The organism is Thermotalea metallivorans (assembly GCF_001562415.1).
GTDB classification, from domain to species: domain Bacteria; phylum Bacillota; class Clostridia; order Peptostreptococcales; family Thermotaleaceae; genus Thermotalea; species Thermotalea metallivorans.
The window spans coordinates 34,673-58,389 of the sequence record NZ_LOEE01000019.1; the positions used below are offsets into that span (position 1 = coordinate 34,673).

24 protein-coding genes are annotated in these 23,717 nt (G+C 38.9%); 1 reads left to right on the top strand and 23 read right to left on the bottom strand.

Features of this window, described 5'->3' with window-relative positions; all coding sequences use genetic code 11:
* Positions 1-12: 12 nt before the first annotated feature.
* From AN619_RS02715 to AN619_RS02745, 7 genes are all read right to left on the bottom strand, one after another.
* Entirely contained in the window at positions 13-882 is an 870-nt protein-coding gene (locus tag AN619_RS02715; protein ID WP_068554868.1) for a GerMN domain-containing protein, read from the bottom strand.
* A gap of 23 nt (positions 883-905) precedes the next feature.
* A complete protein-coding gene (locus AN619_RS02720; protein WP_242867288.1) occupies positions 906-2,258 on the bottom strand; it encodes a sensor histidine kinase in 1,353 nt (450 codons plus the stop codon).
* A gap of 61 nt (positions 2,259-2,319) precedes the next feature.
* A complete protein-coding gene (locus AN619_RS02725) occupies positions 2,320-3,009 on the bottom strand; it encodes a response regulator transcription factor (RefSeq protein WP_068554869.1) in 690 nt (229 codons plus the stop codon).
* Positions 3,010-3,410: 401 nt separating this feature from the next.
* Complete coding sequence (gene selB, locus AN619_RS02730; protein ID WP_068554871.1) at positions 3,411-5,303, bottom strand: selenocysteine-specific translation elongation factor; 1,893 nt, start codon at positions 5,301-5,303, stop codon at positions 3,411-3,413.
* 13 nt (positions 5,304-5,316) lie between these two features.
* Positions 5,317-6,729, bottom strand: coding sequence for an L-seryl-tRNA(Sec) selenium transferase (selA, locus tag AN619_RS02735; protein ID WP_068554873.1), 1,413 nt, complete (start codon positions 6,727-6,729; stop codon positions 5,317-5,319).
* Positions 6,730-6,914: 185 nt separating this feature from the next.
* Positions 6,915-7,928, bottom strand: a complete 1,014-nt coding sequence (gene selD, locus AN619_RS02740; protein WP_083524959.1) for a selenide, water dikinase SelD — start codon at positions 7,926-7,928, stop codon at positions 6,915-6,917.
* Positions 7,929-8,023: 95 nt separating this feature from the next.
* Positions 8,024-8,656, bottom strand: a complete 633-nt coding sequence (locus tag AN619_RS02745) for a helix-hairpin-helix domain-containing protein (RefSeq protein ID WP_068554877.1) — start codon at positions 8,654-8,656, stop codon at positions 8,024-8,026.
* 152 nt (positions 8,657-8,808) lie between these two features.
* Here AN619_RS02745 and AN619_RS02750 point away from each other — a divergent pair, with 152 nt between their 5' ends.
* Entirely contained in the window at positions 8,809-10,176 is a 1,368-nt protein-coding gene (locus AN619_RS02750; protein ID WP_068554879.1) for a D-alanyl-D-alanine carboxypeptidase family protein, read from the top strand.
* A gap of 45 nt (positions 10,177-10,221) precedes the next feature.
* Here AN619_RS02750 and AN619_RS02755 read toward each other — a convergent pair whose 3' ends face one another.
* The 16 genes from AN619_RS02755 to AN619_RS02835 form a co-directional block, all read right to left on the bottom strand.
* A complete protein-coding gene (locus AN619_RS02755; RefSeq protein ID WP_068554881.1) occupies positions 10,222-11,469 on the bottom strand; it encodes a DUF1015 domain-containing protein in 1,248 nt (415 codons plus the stop codon).
* 11 nt (positions 11,470-11,480) lie between these two features.
* On the bottom strand, positions 11,481-12,392 hold the full coding sequence (locus AN619_RS02760) for a D-2-hydroxyacid dehydrogenase (RefSeq protein WP_068554883.1): 912 nt from the start codon (positions 12,390-12,392) through the stop codon (positions 11,481-11,483).
* A 14-nt stretch (positions 12,393-12,406) separates the two neighbouring features.
* Positions 12,407-13,480: a pyridoxal-phosphate-dependent aminotransferase family protein gene (locus AN619_RS02765; protein ID WP_068554885.1), complete on the bottom strand. Its 1,074-nt coding sequence runs from the start codon at positions 13,478-13,480 to the stop codon at positions 12,407-12,409.
* Positions 13,481-13,718: 238 nt separating this feature from the next.
* Positions 13,719-14,102, bottom strand: coding sequence for a RidA family protein (locus AN619_RS02770; protein WP_068554887.1), 384 nt, complete (start codon positions 14,100-14,102; stop codon positions 13,719-13,721).
* 22 nt (positions 14,103-14,124) lie between these two features.
* Positions 14,125-14,772, bottom strand: coding sequence for a helix-turn-helix transcriptional regulator (locus tag AN619_RS02775; RefSeq protein ID WP_068554889.1), 648 nt, complete (start codon positions 14,770-14,772; stop codon positions 14,125-14,127).
* Between the two features lie 81 nt (positions 14,773-14,853).
* Complete coding sequence (rsfS, locus tag AN619_RS02780) at positions 14,854-15,207, bottom strand: ribosome silencing factor (RefSeq protein ID WP_068554891.1); 354 nt, start codon at positions 15,205-15,207, stop codon at positions 14,854-14,856.
* Positions 15,208-15,248: 41 nt separating this feature from the next.
* Positions 15,249-16,253, bottom strand: a complete 1,005-nt coding sequence (locus tag AN619_RS02785; RefSeq protein WP_068554893.1) for a calcium/sodium antiporter — start codon at positions 16,251-16,253, stop codon at positions 15,249-15,251.
* Positions 16,254-16,379: 126 nt separating this feature from the next.
* On the bottom strand, positions 16,380-17,609 hold the full coding sequence (locus AN619_RS02790; RefSeq protein ID WP_068554895.1) for an LCP family protein: 1,230 nt from the start codon (positions 17,607-17,609) through the stop codon (positions 16,380-16,382).
* Between the two features lie 4 nt (positions 17,610-17,613).
* Positions 17,614-18,198: a bis(5'-nucleosyl)-tetraphosphatase (symmetrical) YqeK gene (gene yqeK, locus AN619_RS02795; RefSeq protein ID WP_068554897.1), complete on the bottom strand. Its 585-nt coding sequence runs from the start codon at positions 18,196-18,198 to the stop codon at positions 17,614-17,616.
* Between the two features lie 17 nt (positions 18,199-18,215).
* Positions 18,216-18,890 carry a nicotinate-nucleotide adenylyltransferase gene (nadD, locus tag AN619_RS02800; RefSeq protein WP_083524948.1) on the bottom strand — a complete coding sequence of 225 codons (675 nt, stop codon included), beginning with the start codon at positions 18,888-18,890 and terminating at the stop codon, positions 18,216-18,218.
* 205 nt (positions 18,891-19,095) lie between these two features.
* Positions 19,096-19,389, bottom strand: coding sequence for a ribosome assembly RNA-binding protein YhbY (gene yhbY, locus AN619_RS02805; RefSeq protein ID WP_068554899.1), 294 nt, complete (start codon positions 19,387-19,389; stop codon positions 19,096-19,098).
* A gap of 233 nt (positions 19,390-19,622) precedes the next feature.
* Positions 19,623-20,900: a GTPase ObgE gene (gene obgE / locus AN619_RS02815; protein WP_068554903.1), complete on the bottom strand. Its 1,278-nt coding sequence runs from the start codon at positions 20,898-20,900 to the stop codon at positions 19,623-19,625.
* A gap of 221 nt (positions 20,901-21,121) precedes the next feature.
* Positions 21,122-21,418 carry a 50S ribosomal protein L27 gene (gene rpmA / locus AN619_RS02820; protein WP_068555122.1) on the bottom strand — a complete coding sequence of 99 codons (297 nt, stop codon included), beginning with the start codon at positions 21,416-21,418 and terminating at the stop codon, positions 21,122-21,124.
* Between the two features lie 9 nt (positions 21,419-21,427).
* Entirely contained in the window at positions 21,428-21,760 is a 333-nt protein-coding gene (locus AN619_RS02825) for a ribosomal-processing cysteine protease Prp (RefSeq protein WP_083524960.1), read from the bottom strand.
* Positions 21,761-21,773: 13 nt separating this feature from the next.
* Positions 21,774-22,085 carry a 50S ribosomal protein L21 gene (rplU, locus tag AN619_RS02830; RefSeq protein ID WP_068554907.1) on the bottom strand — a complete coding sequence of 104 codons (312 nt, stop codon included), beginning with the start codon at positions 22,083-22,085 and terminating at the stop codon, positions 21,774-21,776.
* 132 nt (positions 22,086-22,217) lie between these two features.
* Positions 22,218-23,714: an Rne/Rng family ribonuclease gene (locus AN619_RS02835; protein WP_068554909.1), complete on the bottom strand. Its 1,497-nt coding sequence runs from the start codon at positions 23,712-23,714 to the stop codon at positions 22,218-22,220.
* Between the last annotated feature and the right edge of the window lie 3 nt (positions 23,715-23,717).

The following is a 23,717-nucleotide window of genomic DNA, read 5'->3' on the forward strand; positions in this document are numbered from 1 at the left end:
CCCCACCTTTCGTTATATAGGCATAACAATTTTCCATTCCCCATTTTCAAATACCATCTCCCAGCTTTCCGTAAACTCATCTCCTAAATATGTGATTGCCGTAGGTTTTTTCTCATAAGTCATCTGCAGCACCACCTTACTGCTGTATTTTTGAGTTTGATATTTCGTAATTTCATAGTCCCTCAACTCTCGGATATACGTTCCCATATTTAATTTGAATTTGAGAAAATCAACTTTTTCTATACTGGGCTTTGACAGCATTTTATAGGCACTGTCATAATTTCCGGCCCGCAGATATTCGAGGAAAACGTTAAAGGTATCAAAAGGGGTAATCACTTCTTTTCTTAGCAATTCTTCATTTCTATAAAAAGGTTCTTTTAAAGAATAATATTTTTCTATGGCACCAACTCGATTTCCTTCTATCAAGAACTGCACCGCCTGAATTTCGTGAATCTCTGTTAATGAATTCACTACCGACCATATGGTAATGGCTTCGTTCATTAAATCCCAGCGATAGGTATCCAAAAAACTCCTGGAAAGATTCACATAGCACACATTATCGATGGTTTTGATAGAGAGAAGTTTCGTTTCTGGAGGAATAGAAGGTTTCAACGTTTTGTTTCTTGGCCCTTTGATCAACTCTTCCACAATAAGTTTCTCAGGTTGTTGTTCAGTGCTTACAATCACCCTTTCCTCACTAACCAACCGGTTATTGCGGGGACTTCCAAAATATAGTTTTAATCTATATTTCGTCTGATCCGGTACCGGCGGAATCGGCGGTTGATTATAGCCAATATCAAAATCTTGCGTATAATTGTATATGCTCACCCCTATGGTGATCATGACTAGCAATAAAAATAATGCCTTATAAAGTATTTTCAATATTGATACCTCCTGCTACAAAGCTAATTGGGCACCCTAACTTCCTTGGGTAGTCGAACATAGAAAACAGTTCCCTTGTTCACTTCACTTGCAACCTCTATTTTTCCCTGATGCAACACAACAATTTGTTGTGAAATCGCCAAGCCTAATCCTGTTCCTCCCGTACTTCTTGCCCTCGCCTTATCTACACGGTAAAATCTTTCAAATATATACGGCAGGCTCTCTTCCGGAATACCAATGCCATTGTCCTCTATTTTGATAACAACGTCCTCATACTCCGGATATAAAGAAATTTCTATTTTTCCCCCATTGGGCGTATATTTGATTGCATTATGAATGATATTGGTCAATGCCTGCTGTATTTTAATCTGATCCAGTTTGATATGAATTTTTTCCCTTTCATAAAACACCATTTCGATCTGTTTATTGTCTGCCAAGGGTTTTAAAGAATGAATGACATTTTCAATCAGGTAGTTGACATAGGTGATTTGATAATCTAATTCCAATTTTCCCTTATCAATATCAACCAACGCCAATAAATTTTCTATGATTTTATTTAGCCGATCTACCTCCGTATCAATATCCTGTAAAAATTCCCTGTAAGTTTCAGCCTTCACATCTTCCTGATGCAAGAGGGATTCAGCCAACAGCTTAATGGCACTGAGAGGGGTTCTTAACTCATGGGAAACATTTGCTACAAAATCTTTTCTTTGTTGTTCGACTTGGGCCAGTTTAGTAATCATTAAGTTAAAAGCACTTCCTAGATTACTCAACTCATCATTTCCCCGAATCTCCACCCTTTCATCCAAATTTCCCTGATGAATTTTCATAATGCTATCGGTTAATTTTTCTATGGGTGTGGAAATTAATTTTGCAAAAACAAAACTTATAAATCCAGTGATCAAAATACTGATCAAAGACAAATATAAAAAATTTCGCATAATATCATGAATATTTTGATAAATTTCTTCCAGAGAAGCAGAAATAAAGACAGCGCCAATGACCTTTGTGTTGAGAATGATAGGAACGGACACATACATAGTTCTTCCGTATTTTTCTAAATTATGTTGTTTTGCAACAGCTTTTCCTTTTAAGGATTCTTGAAGCTCATAGTGTCTTATGGGAGAACCTTTTAATACATCATAGGAATCGCTGACAACAAATCCCATCTTATTTACAATTAATACACGGGCTTTAATATCTTTACTGATTTCCTTTGTTATTTCTTCTAGCCCAGAACTCTCTACAATACGATCTTCTATAACATTAATCACTCTTCCCGCAATAATATTTCCTTGGGTAAAGAGATGTATTTTTTTTTGGTTAATATAATTGATTCGGATGGCTTCGCTAATGAAAGAGTTGATTAATAGCAATGTAAGAATTCCTAATAGCAAATAGGTGGAAACAAGCTTCCACCTAATGCTAATAAATTTTCTACTTAACCCGAAAATAATAACCAACTCCCCATTTCGTTAAAATATACTCCGGTTGGCTAGAATTTTTCTCAATTTTCTCCCTGAGCCTTCTCACATGGACATCCACAGTCCTCAAGTCTCCAAAGTATTCATATCCCCAGATGATCTCCAGCAGTTCTTCCCTGCTGTAAACCTTACCGGGATTGGAAGCCAACAACAATAGCAAGTCAAATTCTTTGGCCGTTAAATTAATTTCTGAATCTCTCAAGTTCACTTTTCGGCCCAATGTATTAATGATAAAATCATCGATCTTGATGATATTCGTAGGCGTAGCAGTATCACTGACATGTACTCTTCTAAAAATTGCTTTTATTCTCGCTTTAAGCTCCAACACATTAAAAGGCTTCGTAAGATAATCATCGGCACCGTATTCTAAACCCAATATCTTGCTGGTATCTTCTCCTTTGGCCGTCAGAATAATAATGGGAACCATTGATTTTTCCCTTATCCTTTTGCATACCTCAAGTCCATCAATTCCCGGGAGCATTAAATCCAATACAATGAGATCATAGGAATTGCTGAATGCTTTCTCAAGGGCTTCATTTCCGTCCTCAGCCGTATCGATTTCATAGGCTTCTTGTTCAAGACTATACTTTAACCCCTTTAACAATATAGGTTCATCATCAACAACTAATAACCTGTATGCCACAAAATCACCTCTTCAAACTTTTGTCCCAGATATCTTCTTCATAGGTGAGGATTTCATCAATTTTTTTAAGGATATCTTTTCCTGATCAGTAAAAAAGTATGTATATCTCTCCTATGAATTATATCACTATATTTTATCTAATTTTACATGGTTCTACATGATTCGCTACCTTAATCATAATTCTTTTTGTCAACGAATGCAAGATAAAAGCTACCGTGTTTGGTAGCTACAGTCTGTAGAAAAAGCAACGGGATAAGTAAGAACCCTTGAGATTTAGGCTTCGTCGCGAATCAGCAAGCCGCTTTTTTCCTTGTTTTTTTATTTGGAAAAGCGGCGCAGGTCTGAGCAAGAAGCCAAATCTCAAGGGTTTGTCTACAAGCTAAAGCTACCATATTTGGTAGCTAATATAAAACTCTCTTGTCTCCTACCCGTTTTGTGATTTTATTTTGATCAAAATTCTCCAGCAGCGGCAGCGCATATTTTCTCGTAGTATTTATACAATCCCTAAATTGGGATAGGGTCATCTCCCCATGTTCTTGAATATAATTTTTGACAATTTCAATAGCCTTATGATAATGCTCCGCATGAATGACAATTTCCTCGTCCAGTTTCATCAATCGGTTCATTTCCACAAGGGCATGAAAAACTCGCCTGAATTCCTTTTCATTCTTTCCTTTTTTGATAACCTCTTCCGGAGATGGAGGGGTATATCCTCCTTCGCGATATATCCTATCAATTTCTTCCTTTATCTTTTTTTGTTCCGGTGTATAGTAGATCTCAAAATTTTTCAAAGCTACATAGTTATTTTCCAGCCTTATCACCTGGTTGTTTTCAAAATATTCCAAAAAGCTGTCGTAAAGCCTTCCTTTCCCTTGGGGCATCACTTTATTTCTTAATTCTTCCTTTAGCATCCCAATTTTGAGGGGATTCCTTTGATGATATTCATTTAAAATCCTGATCATTTCCTCTTCAATTTTTTCCAAATAAGACCGATGGGTAATATGATTGGCAAACCTTATCACGCTGCCTTCTTTGATAAGTTTTTCGATGATATCATCGATCATACTTTCCGCCAAACCTGTTTGGGCAGCAAAAAACCTTGCAGTTTGAAATTTATCTCCATGCTGCTTGATGATTTTATCTATAATCTCTTCCGGATTACCTTCTTCTTTAATTTTTAGTTCCTCAATGGTATCCTCTTTGAATCTTTTATGTTTCCGTGGATTGGGTTCTAAAATGATACCACCGCCTATGGTTTCCATTGGTGAATAATATCTCACCACAAAATGGTCTCCCCTTTTGGCCACCGTATTTTCTTCCAGCCGCAATTGAGCGTAACAAGATTCTCCCGGCTGCAGTTCTTCTCGATCTAACAGTACAATTCTACAGAAAATTTCACTGGTTCCATGATGAAATCGTAATCTGTCCCTGTTTCTTAGAGGCCGGCTGGCATTTTCCAACAAGTTTAATTTGATGTCCATCATCATGGTAGGTTTCATGGAATTCTTTTCTGCCAGTACATTTCCCCGCTCTATCTCTTCTACCTTTATGCCCGCCAAATTTACAGCCACCCTCTGCCCGGCATAGGATTCATTTACTTTTTCCCCATGCACTTGAATTGACCTTACTTTGGCCTGAATATCCTGAGGATAAATCGTAATGACGGTATCCTCCTTGAGAATTCCTTCTATTTGTGTCCCTGTTACAACCGTTCCAAACCCTGGCAAAGTAAATACCCTATCCATCGGCAATCGAAAAGGAATATGCAAATCCTTTTCCTCAGTCTCCTCTGTCATTTGATCAATATGGTGAATCAAATCATCCAAACCTGTTCCTTTTGTAGAAGATACCGCCACCATGGGTGCCGTTTCAAGAAATGTTCCCTTGACCCTCTGCTTTATCTCATCCTTTACGAGATCCAGCCATTCTTCATCTACTTTATCAATTTTGGTGAGTACAATGATCCCTTTTTTTACTTCCAAAATCGATAATATGTCTAAATGTTCCTGGGTCTGGGGCATAAATCCTTCATCGGCTGCAATGACAAGAAGCACAATATCAATGCCCCCAACCCCTGCAAGCATATTCTTAATAAATCTTTCATGACCAGGTACATCAATAATACCTGCCCGCCTCCCGCTGGGGAGATCAAAATGGGCAAATCCTAATTCTATAGTAATTCCCCGTTTTTTTTCCTCCTTCAAACGGTCCGTATCCGTACCGGTCAGAGCTTTAATGAGTGTGGTCTTGCCATGATCAATATGTCCTGATGTTCCTATAATAACGTTTTTCAATGTGATCTCTCCTTTAAAAATCCGTAAATTCCCTGAATGCTTCCGCAATAATGTCAAATTCATTTTCCTTAATCGTCCGCACGTCCAAAATCAACTGTTCTTCCTGTATACGGGCAATAATGGGAATTTTATATTCTCGCAGCATTTTTTCCAACTGGTTGACAGAAAATGTACAGGATTTTATCTGGATCAATACGGTGGGAAGTTCCGCCAAAGGCATAGACCCTCCTCCTACTTGGGAAAACCCCTTCTGTTTCTCAACTGTAAAGGATGGACTGATTTTTTCAGTCAACAGACGATATAATCCCTCTGCCTTTTTCTCTATTTCTTCCTTTTGCATTGTCAGCATGTGCAGTGTGGGAATCTTCTTGATAGCTTCTTGTTCATCCAAATAGAGTCTTAGGGTGGCCTCCAAGGCCGCCAAGGTCATTTTATCCACGCGGAAGGCCCTTGTCATGGGATTTTTCTTCATCAAATCTATATACTTCTTCTTTCCTACAATAATTCCCGCCTGGGGTCCCCCAAGCAGTTTGTCACCGCTAAAAGTTACGATGTCCGCCCCTGCCTCAATGCTTTCCTGCACCGTGGGTTCCTTCACAAATCCATATTTTGAAAAATCAATCAATGTGCCGCTGCCTATATCTTCAATGACAGGAATATTATACTTCTTCCCCAATTGGACCAAATCCTTCAAATTTACCTCTTCGGTAAAGCCTAATATTTTGTAATTGCTGGTATGCACCTTCAGCAAAGCAGCGGTTTCTTCGCCAATGGCTCTTTCATAATCAAAATCATGGGTCTTATTGGTAGTTCCTACTTCCTTTAGTTTTGCACCACTTTGTTCCATTACCTCAGGTACCCTGAAGGATCCCCCGATCTCTACCAATTGACCTCTTGAAACAATTACTTCCTTATTCTTCGCAATCGTCCCTAGAACCAGCATCACAGCAGCGGCATTGTTATTGACAACAAGGGCACTTTCTGCTCCCGTTAATTTTGTGACTACTTCTTCCACATGGATATACCGGGAACCTCTTTTTCCCGTCTTGATATCAATTTCCAAGGTGGAATAATTGCTAGCAACGTTCCAAACTTCCTCTTTAATTGCATCACTCAACAAAGCCCTGCCTAAGTTTGTATGGAGTACCACTCCCGTTGCATTAATAGCTTTCGTCAGGCTCATTCTGTTTTTTGCCGTTACATCATACAAAATTCTACGAATCAATTCCTCATCATCTATGGAAAATTTCTCGATCTCCCCATCAGGCAGTTGGACGATCTGCCTTCTGATGTCTTCAATATTTGCCCTAACAGCATCCAATACCAAAGTCCTCGGCACCTTTGTCAGCAAGATTTTTATCCTGTCTTCATTTAAAATGTCATCCACTTTTGGAATTTGCGTAAACAAGGCCTTCCTATCAGCCATTTTTTTCACCTCAGTTCAAAATCATTCATTGTACTATTCATTCTCGTCTTTAATCCCATAAAATTATACCATATTCTGCTTGCTACAGTACAAAAATAATACACTCCCATAGGAGTGTAATAGCTTGTAGACAAACCCTTGAGATTTGGCTTCCTGCCTAAAACATTTGTAAAAAGAGTTCTTGGTTATTGTATGTATATGGTTTTTTCTCCTTTTTCAATTACTTCCCCTACAACGGCATATTCCACCGTTAGATTTTCTTCATAAAAAGCTAATAAGGGCTCCGCTTTCCTTCTATCCAATGAAATGAACAGCCCCCCCGACGTTTGCGGATCAAATAGAATATCCTGCATATGCAATGGTACAGTATCATAAAACTCGATCTGATCCTTTAAATATTTTTTATTTGCATAGGCTCCTGCAGGAATCAATCCCATTTTTGCATACTCGATGGTCTTTTCCATCATAGGGATTTTCCCGGAATCTATCACAAAGCTTACATCACTGGCCTTTGCCATTTCGTAGGCATGTCCTAAAAATCCAAATCCGGTAATATCGGTACAGGCATTGACACCTACAAAGTGCATGCCTTTGGCTGCCACATCATTCAGTGTGGCCATTACCTTCATTACTCTTTCCATCGGAACACCCGATAACATTCCGGCTTTGAAAGCCGTATTCAAAATCCCCGTTCCCAAGGGCTTTGTCAATATCAGTACATCCCCGGGTTTTGCGGAAGCATTGGTCACCACTCTTTCTGGATGAACCAGTCCGGTGACCGAAAGACCATATTTCGGTTCATTATCCTCCACAGTATGTCCTCCCACCAACAATGCTCCTGCTTCCCGCACTTTATCTGCCCCACCTTTTAAAATCTCTGTTAAAATGTTCAAGGATAGGCAATTGGGAAAACAAACAATATTCATTGCCAGTAAGGGTTGTCCTCCCATGGCATAGACATCACTCAGGGAGTTGGCTGCGGCAATCTGCCCATACATATACGGATCATCCACGATTGGCGTAAAAAAATCAAGGGTTTGTATAATGGCCGTCTCTTCATTGAGTTTATATACAGCAGCATCATCAGAAGTATCTAAACCTACCAGTAATCGGTCACTTTCAATTTTAGGCAAATGACACAGAACCTGTGCCAAGGTCTCGGGACCAATTTTTGCTGCTCACCCGGAACTTGCCGTCATTTCCGTAAGCCTTTTGTGTACCTTCTCTGACACTTTTCATCACCCCCCTCTGTCTTAGTTTAGCATAGTTGGGCCAAAAGGGCAAATCCATCCATTTATTGGGTTGTGATACAGTCTTTTATCCCTTCATACTTTTTCTCCCCAATACCCGATACCTTCATGATATCTTTTATTTCTTTAAAATTTCCATTTTCTTGACGGTACTGCACAATCCTTTCCGCCAAAACTTTTCCAATCCCGTTTAAGGTTTCCAACTCTGCAACAGAAGCCGTATTGATGTTGATCTTCCCTTTCTTCTGTACAGGCATTGCAGTATCTTGATTCATGTTTTTGTTTCCCTGCTCCATCATATTTTCTCCAATCTTTGGAATATATACTTGCTCCCCATCTGTCACGATTCTCGCCAAATTGATTTGCCTGCGATCTGCCGTATCCAGCAATCCCCCCGCAGCCTTGACGGCATCGATCACCCTTGCCCCGTCTTTCAAACTTACAACACCTGGCTGAAAAACCTCTCCACAGACATCCACCATGATTATTTTTTCCTCTTGTTCATGGTTTGTTTCCTTATCTGCCTGTTCATCCGTTATCTTCCGATGACTGTCTTCCTTATATACTGTAATTTGCGGTTCTTTCCAATGAGAAGTCAAATATTGGCTGCCAATCAATAAAAGCAACATCAATATCACGGCGACGCTCAAAATTTTTTCCCTTTTTGTAAATTCCACAGTTTTCCCCCCAGTACTTTTTTATAACATTTCTATTTTCTTCCCATTTCTCCTTTCTTGATCTGCATTTTCTCTTTAAATTTCCTTAAGTTTTTTTGTTTTTTTTGTTATACTAATATAGTACATAAAAAAAGTTTTTACGGGGTGAACTGATGAAAAAATTTCAGATTTTAAGTTTCGTTCTAGTTGCTGTAATCATAAATGCTATCTTAAATCCCTCTTTCGCTGTGGTGCCACCCCCAGAAATATCAGCTCCCAGCGGTATTTTGATCGATGCAGAAACCGGGGATGTTTTATATGAAAAAAATGCCCATGAACGCATGTATCCTGCCAGCACCACAAAAATCATGACTGCCATTCTTACCTTGGAAAATGCAAAATTGCAGGATACGGTTGTGATTGATAAGGATACTCCTTTTACCGAAGGCAACAGAATCTATGCTATCGAAGGCGAAATTTTTACCGTAGAACAACTTCTGTACGCTTTAATGGTGGAGTCTGCAAACGATGCTGCCGTCGCCTTGGCAAAACACATTTCCGGCTCCGTTGAGGAATTTGCCAAATTAATGAATCAAAGAGCAAAAGAGCTGGGAGCAAAAAATACACATTTTGTGAACCCAAACGGACTGCCCGATCCCGAGCATGTAACGACAGCCTATGATTTGGCTATGATTGCAAAGTATGCAATGACCCTGCCAAAATTCCCTGAAATTGCAAAGACCGTTCGGTATCAAATTCCTCCAACGAATAAACAGTCGGAAACCCGTTATTTGAAATCATCCAACCGTTTTTTATGGGGTGTTGGGGGAAGAAATAAAATAAATTACAGGGGCCAATGGATCGATATTAAATACGATATTGTGGAGGGAATCAAGACAGGATATACTGTACAAGCGCAACAGTGTCTTGTTACTTCTGCCCAGAAGGATGGTCATCGACTGATCAGTGTCATTTTGAAAGCCCAAGGCACAAATATTTATGCGGATTCAAGAACACTCATCGACTATGGATTTGAAAATTTTCAGTTTGTCAAACTGGCTGATGCCGGGGTAAATGTCAAAACGGTTGCCATTAAAGGTGGTCAGGAAAAAGTATTGAATTTGATTACCCAGAAAGCCCTATATAAGGCAGTGCCTATTCATGAAAAAATCTCCCCTGTGGACCAAATGATAAAAGTTGAAAAGGACCTTCGGGCGCCTATCCATCAGGGAGATGTTATAGGAAAAATTATCTACACCTCCGGTGAAAAAATACTTGGTGAAGTAAACTTAATTGCCGAAACATCTGTGAAAGCCAGTGAAGGCATTGGGATGATCGTATTTCATGAAAAATCTAAGACAAAAACAGTGATACGGCTAATTTTATCCCTACTGTTCCTATATTTAGGATGGCGGACCTATGTTACCTGGCACCGAATACGCCGCAGAAAAAGCAAGGCCTTAAAGCATCCGGACATAATTCTTCCTTCTGTGCAGCCTGCCATAGGCGAAAGGAACCGATGGAAAAGCAAGAAAAAATAATAAAGTCTTCCGTTGAAAGATTCGACGGAAGACTTTGTTTTTTTCTTAATATAATCGATGTACAAACAATCCGCTTCTCAGCTTTGGCTCAAACCAAGTAGACTTGGGCGGCATTACTTCGCCTGCATCAGCAATAGAAATTAAATCATCAATTGTCGTAGGATACATGGAGAAAGCAACAGTCATGTCTTGGGCTACCCTTTTTTCCAATTCTCCAAGTCCTCTGATTCCTCCCACAAAATCAATTCTCTTATCGGTTCTAGGATTCTCGATTCCTAAAATCGGATGGAGAAGGTTCTTTTGGAGAATCGATACATCCAATCGATCCACAGGATCATTATCATCATAGGTGCCTTCCTTCGCTGTCAGTTTATACCATGTATCGTCTAAATACATTCCAAAAGTATGTTTTCTCTCTGGTTTGTATTGTCCTTCTCCTTCATAAACCTCTACTGCAAATTTTTCTTTTACTTTATCTAAAAATTCTTCCTTGGTCAAACCATTGAGATCTTTTACTACCCTGTTATAATCCATGATGAAAAGATCTTCATCCGGGAAAATAACGGACATAAAGAAGTTAAATTCTTCATCCCCCGTATAGTTAGGATTTTCTTCCCTTCTCTTCAAGCCTACTTTTACGGAAGATGCAGAGCGGTGATGTCCATCGGCAATATATAGATAATCAATATCGGCAAAGATCTTTTGAATTTTATTTACCAAATCCTGATTGTCTATTACCCATACAATATGGGTAATGCCGTCATCGGTAGTAAAATTATATACAGGTTTGTGGAATTTAATCCAATCATTCACAATGGTATTGATTTCTTTATTGGCCTTATAGGTTAAGAAGATGGGCTCTGTATTGGCGTCACAATAATCAAAATTATTGATTCTGTCTACTTCTTTTTCCGGTCTTGTAAATTCATGTTTTTTAATAATATCGTTCATATAATCATCAATGGAGGTACAACCTACGATACCCGTTTGTACCCTGCCATCCATGATTTGTCTGTAGATATAAAACATTGGCTGCGCATCTTGGAACAAAATGCCGTCTTCAATCATTTTGTCCAAATTGCGTCGTGCCGTTTCATATACTTTCGGATCATAGGCATCCACCGAATCATCTAGATCGATTTCTGATCTGCCAACATGTAAAAAACTATAGGGATTGCCCTTTGCCATTTCTTTTGCTTCTTCTCTGTTCATTACGTCGTAAGGAAGAGATGCTACTTTATCTGCTAATTCTGGTTGAGGTCTGATACCTTTAAAAGGTCTAACAACTGCCATATTTCATCCTCCTAGTTAAAAAAATTTGTAATAATCTCAACAATTTCTTCTCCTATTCGTGTCTGGGCTTCTACTGTTGATGCGCCGATATGAGGCGTTAGAGACACTTTGTCATGGGTATAGAGGGTTTCATTTTTTGTAGGCTCTTCTTCAAAAACGTCAATGGCAGCTGCAGCAACTTTTCCTGAATCTAATGCTTCAATCAATGCTTTTTCGCACACAACGCCACCCCTAGCCGTATTGATCAAGTAAACGCCGTCCTTCATCAATGCAAATTGTTCTTTTCCTATCACCGGCGCCCCGTTGGCCCCTGCAGGAATATGCAAGGATATGAAATCGGCCTTTGCCAACAGTTCATGGAAGGGTACATAGGTATACTCGTCGTATCCTTCTACTTTTCCTGTCCTATTAGTATAAATTACATGCATTCCCAGAGCCTTTGCCCTTTTGGCTGTCTCTCTGGCGATTCTTCCAAAGCCGATGAGGCCAAGGGTTTTTCCTGCCAGTTCAATTCCTTCATATTGTTTTTTGTTCCATTTTCCTTGTCTCATGGTTACATTGGCGATATGGATATGTCTAGCAATGGCGAACATATGACCTATGGCAAGTTCTGCCACAGATGCGCTGCTTGCCATGGGCGTATTCATTACCTTTATGCCATTTTCCTCTGCATAATCCACATCAATATTGTCTACCCCTACACCACCACGGATAATTAGTTTTAATTGTTTTGTCTCTAATGCAGCATCAATTATCGGTTTTCTTACTTTTGTTGCGGAACGAACCACAATTGCATCAAATTCTTTCACTTTTTCCTTTAACACTTCCGGCTCATAGAATTCTTCTACAACCTCAAAACCGGCATTTTTTAATGCCGCAACAGCGCTTTGTTCCATTCCGTCCGTAACCAAAATTCTTTTCATAATCTATGCCTCCATTATAAACCTAAGATTTCATCGATGATAGATAATAATGTTTTGATTTCATCCAAGGTAGTTTCAGCCATATGGGCAATTCTGAATGTCTTTTCTTTCAAGTCTCCATATCCATTGGAAATCATATAGCCACGCTTGCCCAATTCCTTATTCAAATCTCCTACATTAATTTCCCTTGTATTTTTCACCGTGGTTAATGTATTGGATGCATACTTTTCATCAGATGCAAACATTTCAAATTTTTCTTTTGCCCAAGCACGAACATATTTTGCCATTTCAAGATGACGGGCAAAACGATTTTCAAGTCCTTCAGCCAATATCTTATCTAACTGATAATCTAATGCAAACATATGGGGCAGGGAAGGTGTTGAAGGATATTGATGATCTTTCTTTTCTATGTAGTTATACAAATCTAACAGGTCAAAATATAATCCCCTATTTTCTACTTGTTTTGCAGCTTCAATGGCTTTAGGTGAAAATGAGCAAATGGCCATTCCCGGAGGCAATCCTAAACATTTTTGGGTGGATGTAATGCAGATGTCTACCCCAAGCTTGTCCACCTCAATTTTTGTTCCTCCCAGTGAGCTTACGGTATCTAAACAAAATACTACTTCAGGATATTTTTTTATTACTTCAGCAATTTCTTCAACGGGGTTCATAATACCTGTGGATGTTTCATTATGCGTAATGGTCACTAAGTCGTATTTTCCGGTAGATAAAGCCTCTTCCACCATCTCAGGGGTTGTCGGATGTCCTAATTCTGAAGAGAATTTATCAGCCGGGACCCCATTGGACGTAGCCATCTTATACCATCTGTCTCCAAATGCTCCTACGGAAAATACAGCCGCCCTCTTTCTTGTGCAAGAACGGATGGCTCCCTCCATCAATCCGCTTCCTGAAGAAGTAGACAACAGGATAGCGTTTTCCGTGTACATAACTTTGCGCATTTTTTCAGTGATACTTCTCTGCAGCGCAGAGGCATCTTTTGTACGATGTCCTATCATCGGTGTTGCCAACTTCTGCAATACATCCTCAGCAACATCTACTGGTCCTGGAATAAACAATCTTTTGTGCATAGCATAACCTCCTATATTTACAATTTATTTTCATAGAGATGGATCATCTCTATTCTCTCCAAGCATACCCATTTTATCATATCATTCTTAGGCCGTCCACTCAATATCTATTATATATACTTTTTATTAACAATACAGAAATGATATATTCTTTCATGGACAAATGCACATAAAATAAGTGGCCAACATTATTATTGACCACTTAAAAACAAATCATGAGTCACCATCGTTTTTCAAATTATTTGATTACAGCGATGGCTTCAATTTCAACGTTTACATCTTTCGGCAATCTGGCAACTTCCACACAGGAGCGGGCAGGTTTGTCCTTTGGAAAATATGTCCCATACACCTCATTGATTTTTCCAAACTGATCCATATCTTTAATAAATACCGTTAATTTTATGGCATTATCTAAAGATGTTCCTGCAGCTTCTAGGATTGCTTTTACATTTTCTAAACATTGTCTTGTTTCCGCTTGGATGTCTCCCGTAACCAATTCACCGGTTGTGGGATTTACAGGCAATTGTCCTGAAGTAAATACCAAATTGCCTACCCTTACTGCCTGGGAATACGGTCCTATTGCTGCCGGTGCCTGATTGGTTTGTATCGCTATCTTTTCCAATGAAAACCCTCCTATTGCTTATTTATTTATTTACCCTGATTTCATCAAGGTAGTTATAAATGGTATATCTGGATACACACAACACCTTCGCCACGTAATCAATGGCTCCTTTGATTAAGAAGGCCCCTTGGTCATCCAGTTTTTTCACAATATTCACTTTTTCGTCCTTACTCATATATGCCACCGGTTTTCCCAATTCCTCAAGGGTATTGGATACAATACTGCTTAATACATCATTTACGCTATTGGTAAGATAATCATTTTGTTTTACATCCTCTTTGCTCTCCGTTTGGGTGAGCTCTTGAATGGCATTTTGGGCAACAATAAGCTCAGACATATCAAAATTTATACAAAGGCATCCAATGACATGTTCATTTTCATCTTTGATAAACATGGTACTGGACTTCAATGCCCTTCCGTCAGTGCTTTTCCCCGTATAATTAATAATATTATCGTTTGTGTTTCCTTTTCGTATAGCTTGGAGTCCTACCTCCGTCATGGGGCTGCCTAGGCTTCTTCCGGTCACATGGCCGTTCTCAATGGCTATAATAGAGCTTTGAAAATTTTTAAAATCATGCAGAACAACCTCGCAGTTTTTTCCGAAGGTTTTGGCAATTCCTTCTACAATAGGAATCATACTTTTTAAAATTGGATGTATCTCGTTGCTCATCAAACCCCCCCTTTTTGGCCTATTCAATATCAATGGGCATCATCAAATCACAGTCAAACAAAATTTTGTTATAAAATTTTGCTATGCCTTGTCAATATTTTCATTTATGGCATCCTTCCAAACTCTTTCCAAATTATAGAAGTGTCTCTCTTCCTCTACAAAAACATGAACAACTACGGACAAATAATCTAGCAAAATCCATGTTCCAGTGTCATAGCCTTCTTTATGATCCGGAAAAATACCCTTTTCTATTAACTTATCTTCAATTTCATCGGCGATTGCCTTTACCTGTCTGGTAGACGTTCCACTGGCGATTATAAAATAATCGGCAAAACTGGAAATATGTTCTATATTCAATACGCAGATATCTTGTCCTTTTTTGTCATCAATGATCTTGGCAATCTCCATTGCTAGTTTTTTGGAATCTGTAAGCATGCAAAACCTCCCAACCTCAGTCATCATGATAAAAATAATTTTCAAAAGGAAATATACGCCAGTACAATCAAATAGATGATATATAATCCTAAAAGCAGTAACCCATGCTGCCGGTCAATTCTTCTGTTTGCCGTACCGCATATCACCAAAATCAACATCAGCAACGCTGAAAAAGGAACATCCAAGACTATTGTTTGAGGAAAATTTATTAGCCTTTTCCCCATGATCTCCATATTCTCCACGGATATATGCAATCCGTCATTGGCCACAAGGGAAGATGTTCCCAACACCATCGTCAAGTTTAAAATATTCGCTCCTATGATATTTCCCACAGAAATTCCTTCATGCCCCTTCAACATAGCAATAAGGGATGTGGTCAGTTCAGGGAGAGATGTACCAAGGGCAATCAGGGTCAAGCTGATGACCTGTTCCGGAACATCGAAGATCTTCGCCATCAATACACCATTATCAACCAACAATCTGGCGCCCAATATAATCCCTGCAGCCCCAATGAAAAATTTTATGAGATTTCTCCATAGGGCGACTTTTCCATTGCTTTCCTTATGACAAATCTGAAAACGGTTTTCTTTGTAATTGTAAACTTCAAAGATATTTATTATTATATATAGAATTAGCAAGATAAGCAATATCCATCCTTCAATTCTGCTAACTTCTTTATCGGCAGCGAATACATAAAAGCAAAAAATTGCCCCCATCATCAGCAGGCCCTTGATTGTGAAAAATTTCCTTCGGATAGGTATCGGCGAAATTGTTGCACAAAGCCCTAAAATAAGTCCTATATTACAAATGGTTGAACCGATGGCATTGCCGATAGCCATGTCCAGATGACCATTCCATGTGGCGATTACTGATACAAAGAGTTCCGGCAATGTAGTGGCCAGGCTCACCAAAGTAGCACCGATAAAAATGCTGGGAATTCCTGTCACCATGGCAATCCATACGGCTGCCTCCACAAACAGATCACCGGCTTTTACAATGATGAGGAGTCCTATAAAAAACATAATAAAAACAAGCATAGTTTCCATGTCGTCATCCCCTTCATAATTTATGCATGTTAATATATACACAATGGAATGCCCATGTATTACTTTTATTCTTTTCATCTGTCTTTTACCGTGGCAAAAGATAAACACCGAATACATATCCGGTGTTTATCTTTTCAAATCACTTCCGACAATAATGGTAATTTCTGCTTCTGCCTCATAGTTCAGATCTGTCTCTATATCTTTGACCCCTAGCAACTTTGCTATTTTCTTCGCCTCACTGGCTTTGTTTTTGCGATCGTAGATATGGGTTTGACTGTATTTCATGCCATTAATATTATTGATGTTTACCACATCATAGCCTTCATCTTTTAGCTGTTTTGCCACCTTTGTAGCCAAGCCGGCGATGCCCGAACCATTTAATACCTCCACGGTTGCCTTGCTCTTTAATTCCTGTTCTGCCTCTTGATGATCGCCCCTATTTTCAACGGGTTTCCTTGTTCCATTGGCAATACCTGCAATCATGGATTTCAACTGCTCCGTATCAGGGATAAAATACCAAATACCATTGATCTGCTTTGGCTCTCCGGGGACTGTAAGCATACTAATATCTTCTGTCTTTATACCTGCGGCCTGTACTGCATAGGACGTAATCACAGAAACAGGCATATCTGTCTCCACATAAGTACTGAACGTTTTCGCAAGCTTCGGCAGCTTTAATATCGTCTGGGGACCCAGCAGTTTATCTGCCAAAGCTTTCAAAAAAGTATGCTGTGCATTAATTCTCCCCAAATCTTGATCCGTATATCCTTTTCTAAAACGTACAAACTGCAGGGCCTTTTCTCCATCCAGCACTTGTCTGCCCTTTTTTAGGTTAATTTTTAGGGGAGGATCTGCATACGGGTCTGTATATTTCATATCCATGGGTACATCCACTTCAACGCCTCCCAGATCATCCACAATCTTTCCTAAAGCTTTGTAATCCACCTTCACATAGTAATCAATAGGCATTCCCAGAAAATCCTTTACTGTTTTTATCGCCAGATCTGTCCCCCCATAGGCATGGGCATGATTAATTTTATCTTTTCCCTTATGTCCTCGAATGATTACCCTGGTATCCCTGGGAATAGAAATGATATCGATCTTTTTTATTTTAGGATCAAAGGTAGCAACCATAATGGTATCTGATCTTACACCAGTATTTTTTGCATCTTTGGTATCTACACCCAGTATAAGTACATGGACAGGTTCTTTCCCCTGGGGCAGATCATTTTCTCCATCTAGGCTTCCAGAGCCAGAACCATCACTGATGCTGTTTAAAAAAATATATAGTCCTGTACCCATAACGAGGGTAAAACAGACAAAGGATATGATGAGTACTTTAAAAAACTTTTTCATTTGCTCACTCCTGTCTCAGTCCTTCTAAATCCATTAGAAGAGAATTTCTTGCAGAAATTGTATCATGATGGATCAACTTGTTTTGGAAAATAATATATGCAATTGTTTGATTGACAGCCATGAAAGTAGCTTTATCTAAATCAGATAAAGCCTGTTGTCTTAGTGCTTCCACCCCTTGGAATTTTCTATTTGGTTCAATATAATCCGCTAGATAAATAATTTTATCAAGCAAAGTCATATTGGCTCTTCCCGTCGTGTGAAAACGGATGGCATTCAATATCTCTTCATCCTCTATTTGAAATTCCCTCTTGGCCAATTCAGCCCCTACGACGGCATGGAGCAACTCCTCCTGCTTTCTTGTCACATTATCCAAAATTATACCAAATTGTGCAGCATAATTCAACAATTCAGCTTTATTGTATCCTTTTGCACAATCGTGGACTAGTCCTGCAATACTAGCTTTTTCGACAGGAGCATGATATCGTTTGGCCAATTCCACTGCTGTTTTCTGTACTCCTAACGAATGCACATATCGACTTTCCCTAAGGCGTTCTTTTAAAATCCCATGAATCTGTTCTAAATCTACCATAGGACACGCACCTCTTTTTATCTGTACAAGCCATTCTTATAGATATAATACTCTACCGGTTCAGGTACCAAGTATTTGATCGATTGTCCTGCCTTTCTCCGCCTTCGAATATCCGTTGATGAAATTGCCAAAGCAGGCACATCCATTTTTCGAATCTTGGCCTCATATTTGCTTTGCAATTCCTCAATTTTCTCATCTATTAAAGGAGATTCAAGACCAGGCCTTGTGGCTGCAATAAAGTTGCAAAGATGCAGCAGTTCTTTTACATCCTTCCATGTATCTAAATCACAAATGGCATCTGCCCCTGTAATAAAATACAGTTCCGTATTCTCAGGATAAATCTTTTTTAATTTCTTTATTGTATGGATCGTATAAGATACCTGATCATCTTCAATTTCTATTTTTGAAACTTCAAAATAGGGATTGGTCACCGTAGCCAGGAGGGTCATAAAATATCTGTGCTTTGCATCGGCAACCTGCAAATTGCTTTTATGGGGTGGAATACCTGCAGGAATGAACACAACTTTATCCAAATGATATTCACACCTGATTTGTTCCGCAATTACCAAATGCCCATGATGAATCGGATCAAAAGTCCCCCCCATCAAGGCGATTCGCTCCATTTTTTCTTTTTTGTCATATATTTCTTTTTGCTTTTTCTCGGCTTGTTCGATTATTGTTTCTATATCCATCTAAGCACACCTCTTTGGGTTTTATCATCTGATTTGAATATTATACACCATTCTACAAATAATTTGAAGTAATACTGCCTTCATTACAAAAAAGTATAGGATATACGATTATGTCATATTATAACACAACATGAAGTATCCCAATGGAACCAGCAATAAAAATCGGGCGTAAGCCCGATTTTATGAAAGATTATGAACAAATCTTTTAATGGGGAAAATGAATTTTAGGATTTTCTTTCGATCTTCTATAAATTACAAATTTATTCCCTATGGCCTGAACAAACTCTGCCCCAGTCAACTGAACCACTTCACTAGCAGCCTCCTTTGCATTCATCAGGCTGTTTTCAAGCACATGAACCTTTACTAATTCCCTGGCTTCGAGGGCTTCCTCAAGCTGGTGTATAAAGTTTTCCGTAATGCCCTGTTTGCCAATTTGCGTAATAGGTTTTATCGTATTTGCCAAGCCTTTTAAATAACTCCTTTGTTTTCCTGTAAGCAAAGTAATCCTCCTTTTATACTTCAACCTCTTTTCTCGCTTTTCTTCTATGGATTTCATAATTTTTATTTCCTTTTTTCCAGCCACTTCTCTCTTTATTTTCGAGAATTTGAGTATTATGGGATTCATTAATCACAAAATCATTCTTGTCCAGACAGAAATATGCATGGGCTCCTTGTTTACAATTTTGGCAGTTAAAACAGCTCATACGAAATTTTGTACCTCCATCTCAAAAATTAATCATAATATTCAAATTCAAAATCATACATTTTCACAGTATCTCCATCTTGAATGCCTAGTTCCTTTAATTCATCCACAATACCCCTCTTTCTAAGAAAATTCTGGAAATATCTTAATGAATCCATATCCTGAAAATTCGTCGAGTTAATTAATTTTTCAATAGGTTTTCCTTCTATAACATAATAATCATTCTCTCTTCTAACAATAATTTTATGATTTTCATTCTCCTCCGGTGCATAATATTGAAAAGTTTCCGCTTCCTCATAAATCGGCGTCTCTTCAATTTCGTCCAACTTATTGGCCACAAAAGCCATCAGTTCCCTGAGTCCTTTATTAGCAGCTGCAGAAATAGGGAAAACCTCATATCCTTTTTCCTTCATAACCGTTTGGAATTTACGCAAAGTCTCTTCCGATTCCAACAGATCTATCTTATTCGCTGCAATTACTTGATATTTCTGAGATAGCTTCTCATCATAATGTTTTAATTCTTCATTGATTCGATGGAAATCCTCCATAGGATCTCTGCCTTCCGTACCAGAAATGTCCACTACATGAATTAACAGCTTCGTACGCTCCACATGTCTTAAAAATTCTAACCCCAGACCTATGCCTTCATGGGCTCCCTCGATCAATCCAGGAATATCTGCCAAAACAAAACTCTTATGATTGATCTCTACAACTCCAAGATTGGGTGTTATGGTTGTAAAATGATAATTGGCAATTTTGGGTTTCGCACTCGTTACAATGGACAATATGGTTGATTTGCCTACATTTGGAAAGCCGACCAATCCCACATCAGCAAGCAATTTCAACTCTAAAATAACCCATCTTTCTTCTGCATGACCTCCACTCTCTGCAAAGTTCGGCGCCTGTCTTGTAGGTGTGGCAAAATGGGTATTTCCCCTTCCCCCTCTGCCTCCCTTTGCAATAACGGCACGATCCCCATGTTTCGTAAGATCTGCTATGATCAAGTTTGTCTTTTCATCCCTTACGATTGTTCCTGGAGGTACTTTTAAAATAAGGTCCTCTCCATCCCTGCCATGCATTTTCTTTCCTTTCCCATTTTCACCGCTTTCTGCTATATATTTCTTTTTATATCGAAAGTCCATCAAAGTTCTTAGCCCTTCATCCACTTCAAAAACAATATCTCCGCCTCTACCTCCGTCACCGCCATCAGGACCGCCAGCCGGAACATATTTTTCCCTGCGGAAGGAAACGGCTCCGTCGCCACCTTTACCGGACTTTACGAATATTCTTGCCTTGTCTACAAACATTATATATCACCCTTTATCATCTATTCAACATTTTCATTTTTAAATCTTTATTGCCGGGCTGTTATTTTCCTTCATTTGCTAATAAATTTATTATACCAACTGTCTTTACACTGTCAACTGTTTTTATTATATCCATAAAATCCCCATCATAACCCGCTAAAACTTTTATTGTCCGTAGGACAAAAAAACGAAAACCCCATGTTTTTTACATGGGGTGAGCATTATTCAGCAACTGCCATTTCTCGTGGGTACACGCTTACCTGTTTCTTGTCTTTTCCTTTTCTTTCGAATTTCACAATGCCGTCTACTCTTGCAAAAAGAGTATCATCTCCACCCTTTCCAACATTATTGCCCGGGTGAATTTTTGTTCCTCTTTGCCTTACAAGAATGCTTCCCGCACTAACAAACTGCCCGTCTGCTCTTTTTACGCCTAATCTTTTTGCTTCACTGTCACGGCCGTTTTTAGAGCTACCTACTCCTTTTTTACTTGCAAAAAGCTGGAGATTTATATTAAACAGCAACATTTCCTACACCTCCTCATCATGAAGCTCAATATATCTTCCGTACATTCCTTGAGTTCCTTTGATGCCAATCAGCATTGTATTTAAAATGAGATTTGCCTTATCAAACAATTCTTTTGGAAGATTCATCGGCAACTTGCAATACAACCACCCGTGGTCTATCTCGTAAGCCACATCAATAGAAAGCAATTCATGGAGTGCCAAAAGGGCAGTTTGAGCCAAAATAGATATGCTGGCACACACAATATCTTCCCCGTATGCTGCAGCATTGGCGTGTCCTTGCACCGTATAACCGATAATATTTTTATGGGCATCTCTGTGAATGTAAATCTTAATCATGGATCCATCTGCCTTATCCATTGATTTTTTCAATCTTTACCTTTGTGTATGGTTGACGATGTCCTTGCTTTCTTCTGTAGTCTTTTTTCGCTTTATATTTGAAAACGATAATTTTGGGGCCTTTGCCATTCTCAACTACAGTGGCAGAAACCTTTGCACCATTCACCACAGGAGCACCTACCGTCAATTGCCCCTCCTTTGACAAAGCCAAAACTCTGTCAAATTCTACAGTCTCCCCTTGGGCAACGTCCAATTTCTCAATGAACAACGTGTCTCCTTCTTGTACTCTGTATTGTTTTCCACCTGTTTCAATAATTGCGTACATTGTATTTACACCTCCTCTAACCAGTCTCGCCAAATACCAGGTAACATATGTTTTCAAACCCGATTTGCGCGGCTACCTACAGATATTCATGTTATCATACAAACCTATAAAAGTCAACGGTTTATTTGAAATTTATATAGGCAGCAATCCTTGAACCTTATCCAGTTTTCCTACGCTTCGGATATGAATTGCATCATTATGGACAAGCTCTGATCCTTTTATAAATATCTTTAAATTTGTTTCTTTCTCCAGTTCAGAAATAAAATGATTATTTTCCTCCTTCAATGTAGACACTACGGCAGGGTTTACCTCAAACAGCACTGCTTCTGCATTGGTATGGTGAACAATTTTTCGTACCTCTTTTTCTATATGATGGATCACCGTATATTCTGAAAGAACTTTGCCGGTCCCATTACAGTTGGAACACTTTTTTTGTAAAATAGAATCAATTCTCTGCCTTACTTTCTTTCTTGTCATCTCCAAAAGTCCCAACTGAGTGATGCCAAGAATATTTGTTTTAGTCCGATCCTTTGCAATGGCTTTTTCCAAAATATTCAAAACTTCCTTCTCAGCTTCCTTATTTCCCATATCAATAAAGTCTACAATAATAATTCCCCCAATATCTCTTAAGCGAAGCTGCTTTGCAATTTCTTTTGCAGCCTCTATATTGGTCTTCAGCACGGTGTCTTCCAAATCAGTGCTTCCTACATATTTTCCCGTATTTACATCGATTGCCGTCAATGCCTCTGTTTGATCTATCACGATATAGCCTCCGCTCCTTAGCCAAACCTTTCGAGACAAGGCATTCTTAATCATACTTTCAATCTGAAAGTAATCAAAAATATCTACATCCGACTGAAAATATTCCACTCTGCTTTTTAAATGAGGAGAGAGCAAATCCACAAAATCTACAATATATTTATATTTCTCCTTATCGTTGATCAAAAATCGATCAATATCATTGGTAAACATGTCGCGAACGGTTCTTTGCAGCAAATCTAAATCCCTATAAACAATGCGGGGAGCAAATCCTAGATGCCTTTCTTTATCTATTTTTTGCCATAATTTCAGCAAAAACTTTAGATCTTCCTTTAGTTCCTTTTTCTCTTTTCCCTCTGCTGCCGTTCTGGCAATAACACCAATATTTTTAGGTTTAATCTCTTCTACTACCCCTCGAAGCCTCTCCCGCTCTTTTTCGGCTCCAATCCTTCTGGAAACCCCTATATAATCCACGTAGGGCATTAAAACCAAATATCTGCCCGGCAAAGTTAAATGGGTCGTGACTCTGGCCCCCTTTGTTCCAATGGGTTCCTTCATCACTTGCACAATAATTTCCTGTCCGTTCTTTACTACATCCCGGATAGAAATATCTTTGGAGGACACGTCACTGTCTTCCAACATATGGGCTGGAATCGCATCCTTTACATATAAAAAAGCATTCTTCTCCAATCCAATATCAACAAAGGCGGCCTGCATTCCCGGCAATACATTGGTTACTCTTCCTTTATAAATGTTCCCCACAGTTCTTTTATTGTCTTCCCTTTCCACATATATTTCAACCAGTTCTCTATCCTCCATCAATGCTACCCTTGTCTGATTTAAACTTGAATCTACAATAATCTCATTCATTCC

Bases quoted from the DNA above. Each gene is read 5' to 3' on its own strand.
- yqeK (WP_068554897.1), bottom strand. From the start codon at position 18,198: ATGGTAGATTTAGAACAGATTCATGGGATTTTAAAAGAACGCCTTAGG.
- rplU (WP_068554907.1), bottom strand. From the start codon at position 22,085: ATGTACGCAATTATTGAAACAGGTGGAAAACAATACAGAGTACAAGAA.
- obgE (WP_068554903.1), bottom strand. From the start codon at position 20,900: ATGTTTGTAGACAAGGCAAGAATATTCGTAAAGTCCGGTAAAGGTGGC.
- AN619_RS02825 (WP_083524960.1), bottom strand. From the start codon at position 21,760: ATGATTAAGATTTACATTCACAGAGATGCCCATAAAAATATTATCGGT.
- AN619_RS02760 (WP_068554883.1), bottom strand. From the start codon at position 12,392: ATGAAAAGAATTTTGGTTACGGACGGAATGGAACAAAGCGCTGTTGCG.
- rsfS (WP_068554891.1), bottom strand. From the start codon at position 15,207: ATGCTTACAGATTCCAAAAAACTAGCAATGGAGATTGCCAAGATCATT.
- nadD (WP_083524948.1), bottom strand. From the start codon at position 18,890: ATGGATATAGAAACAATAATCGAACAAGCCGAGAAAAAGCAAAAAGAA.
- AN619_RS02750 (WP_068554879.1), top strand. From the start codon at position 8,809: ATGAAAAAATTTCAGATTTTAAGTTTCGTTCTAGTTGCTGTAATCATA.
- AN619_RS02785 (WP_068554893.1), bottom strand. From the start codon at position 16,253: ATGGAAACTATGCTTGTTTTTATTATGTTTTTTATAGGACTCCTCATC.
- AN619_RS02755 (WP_068554881.1), bottom strand. From the start codon at position 11,469: ATGGCAGTTGTTAGACCTTTTAAAGGTATCAGACCTCAACCAGAATTA.
- AN619_RS02775 (WP_068554889.1), bottom strand. From the start codon at position 14,772: ATGAGCAACGAGATACATCCAATTTTAAAAAGTATGATTCCTATTGTA.
- AN619_RS02790 (WP_068554895.1), bottom strand. From the start codon at position 17,609: ATGAAAAAGTTTTTTAAAGTACTCATCATATCCTTTGTCTGTTTTACC.
- AN619_RS02835 (WP_068554909.1), bottom strand. From the start codon at position 23,714: ATGAATGAGATTATTGTAGATTCAAGTTTAAATCAGACAAGGGTAGCA.
- selA (WP_068554873.1), bottom strand. From the start codon at position 6,729: ATGGCTGATAGGAAGGCCTTGTTTACGCAAATTCCAAAAGTGGATGAC.
- AN619_RS02765 (WP_068554885.1), bottom strand. From the start codon at position 13,480: ATGCACAAAAGATTGTTTATTCCAGGACCAGTAGATGTTGCTGAGGAT.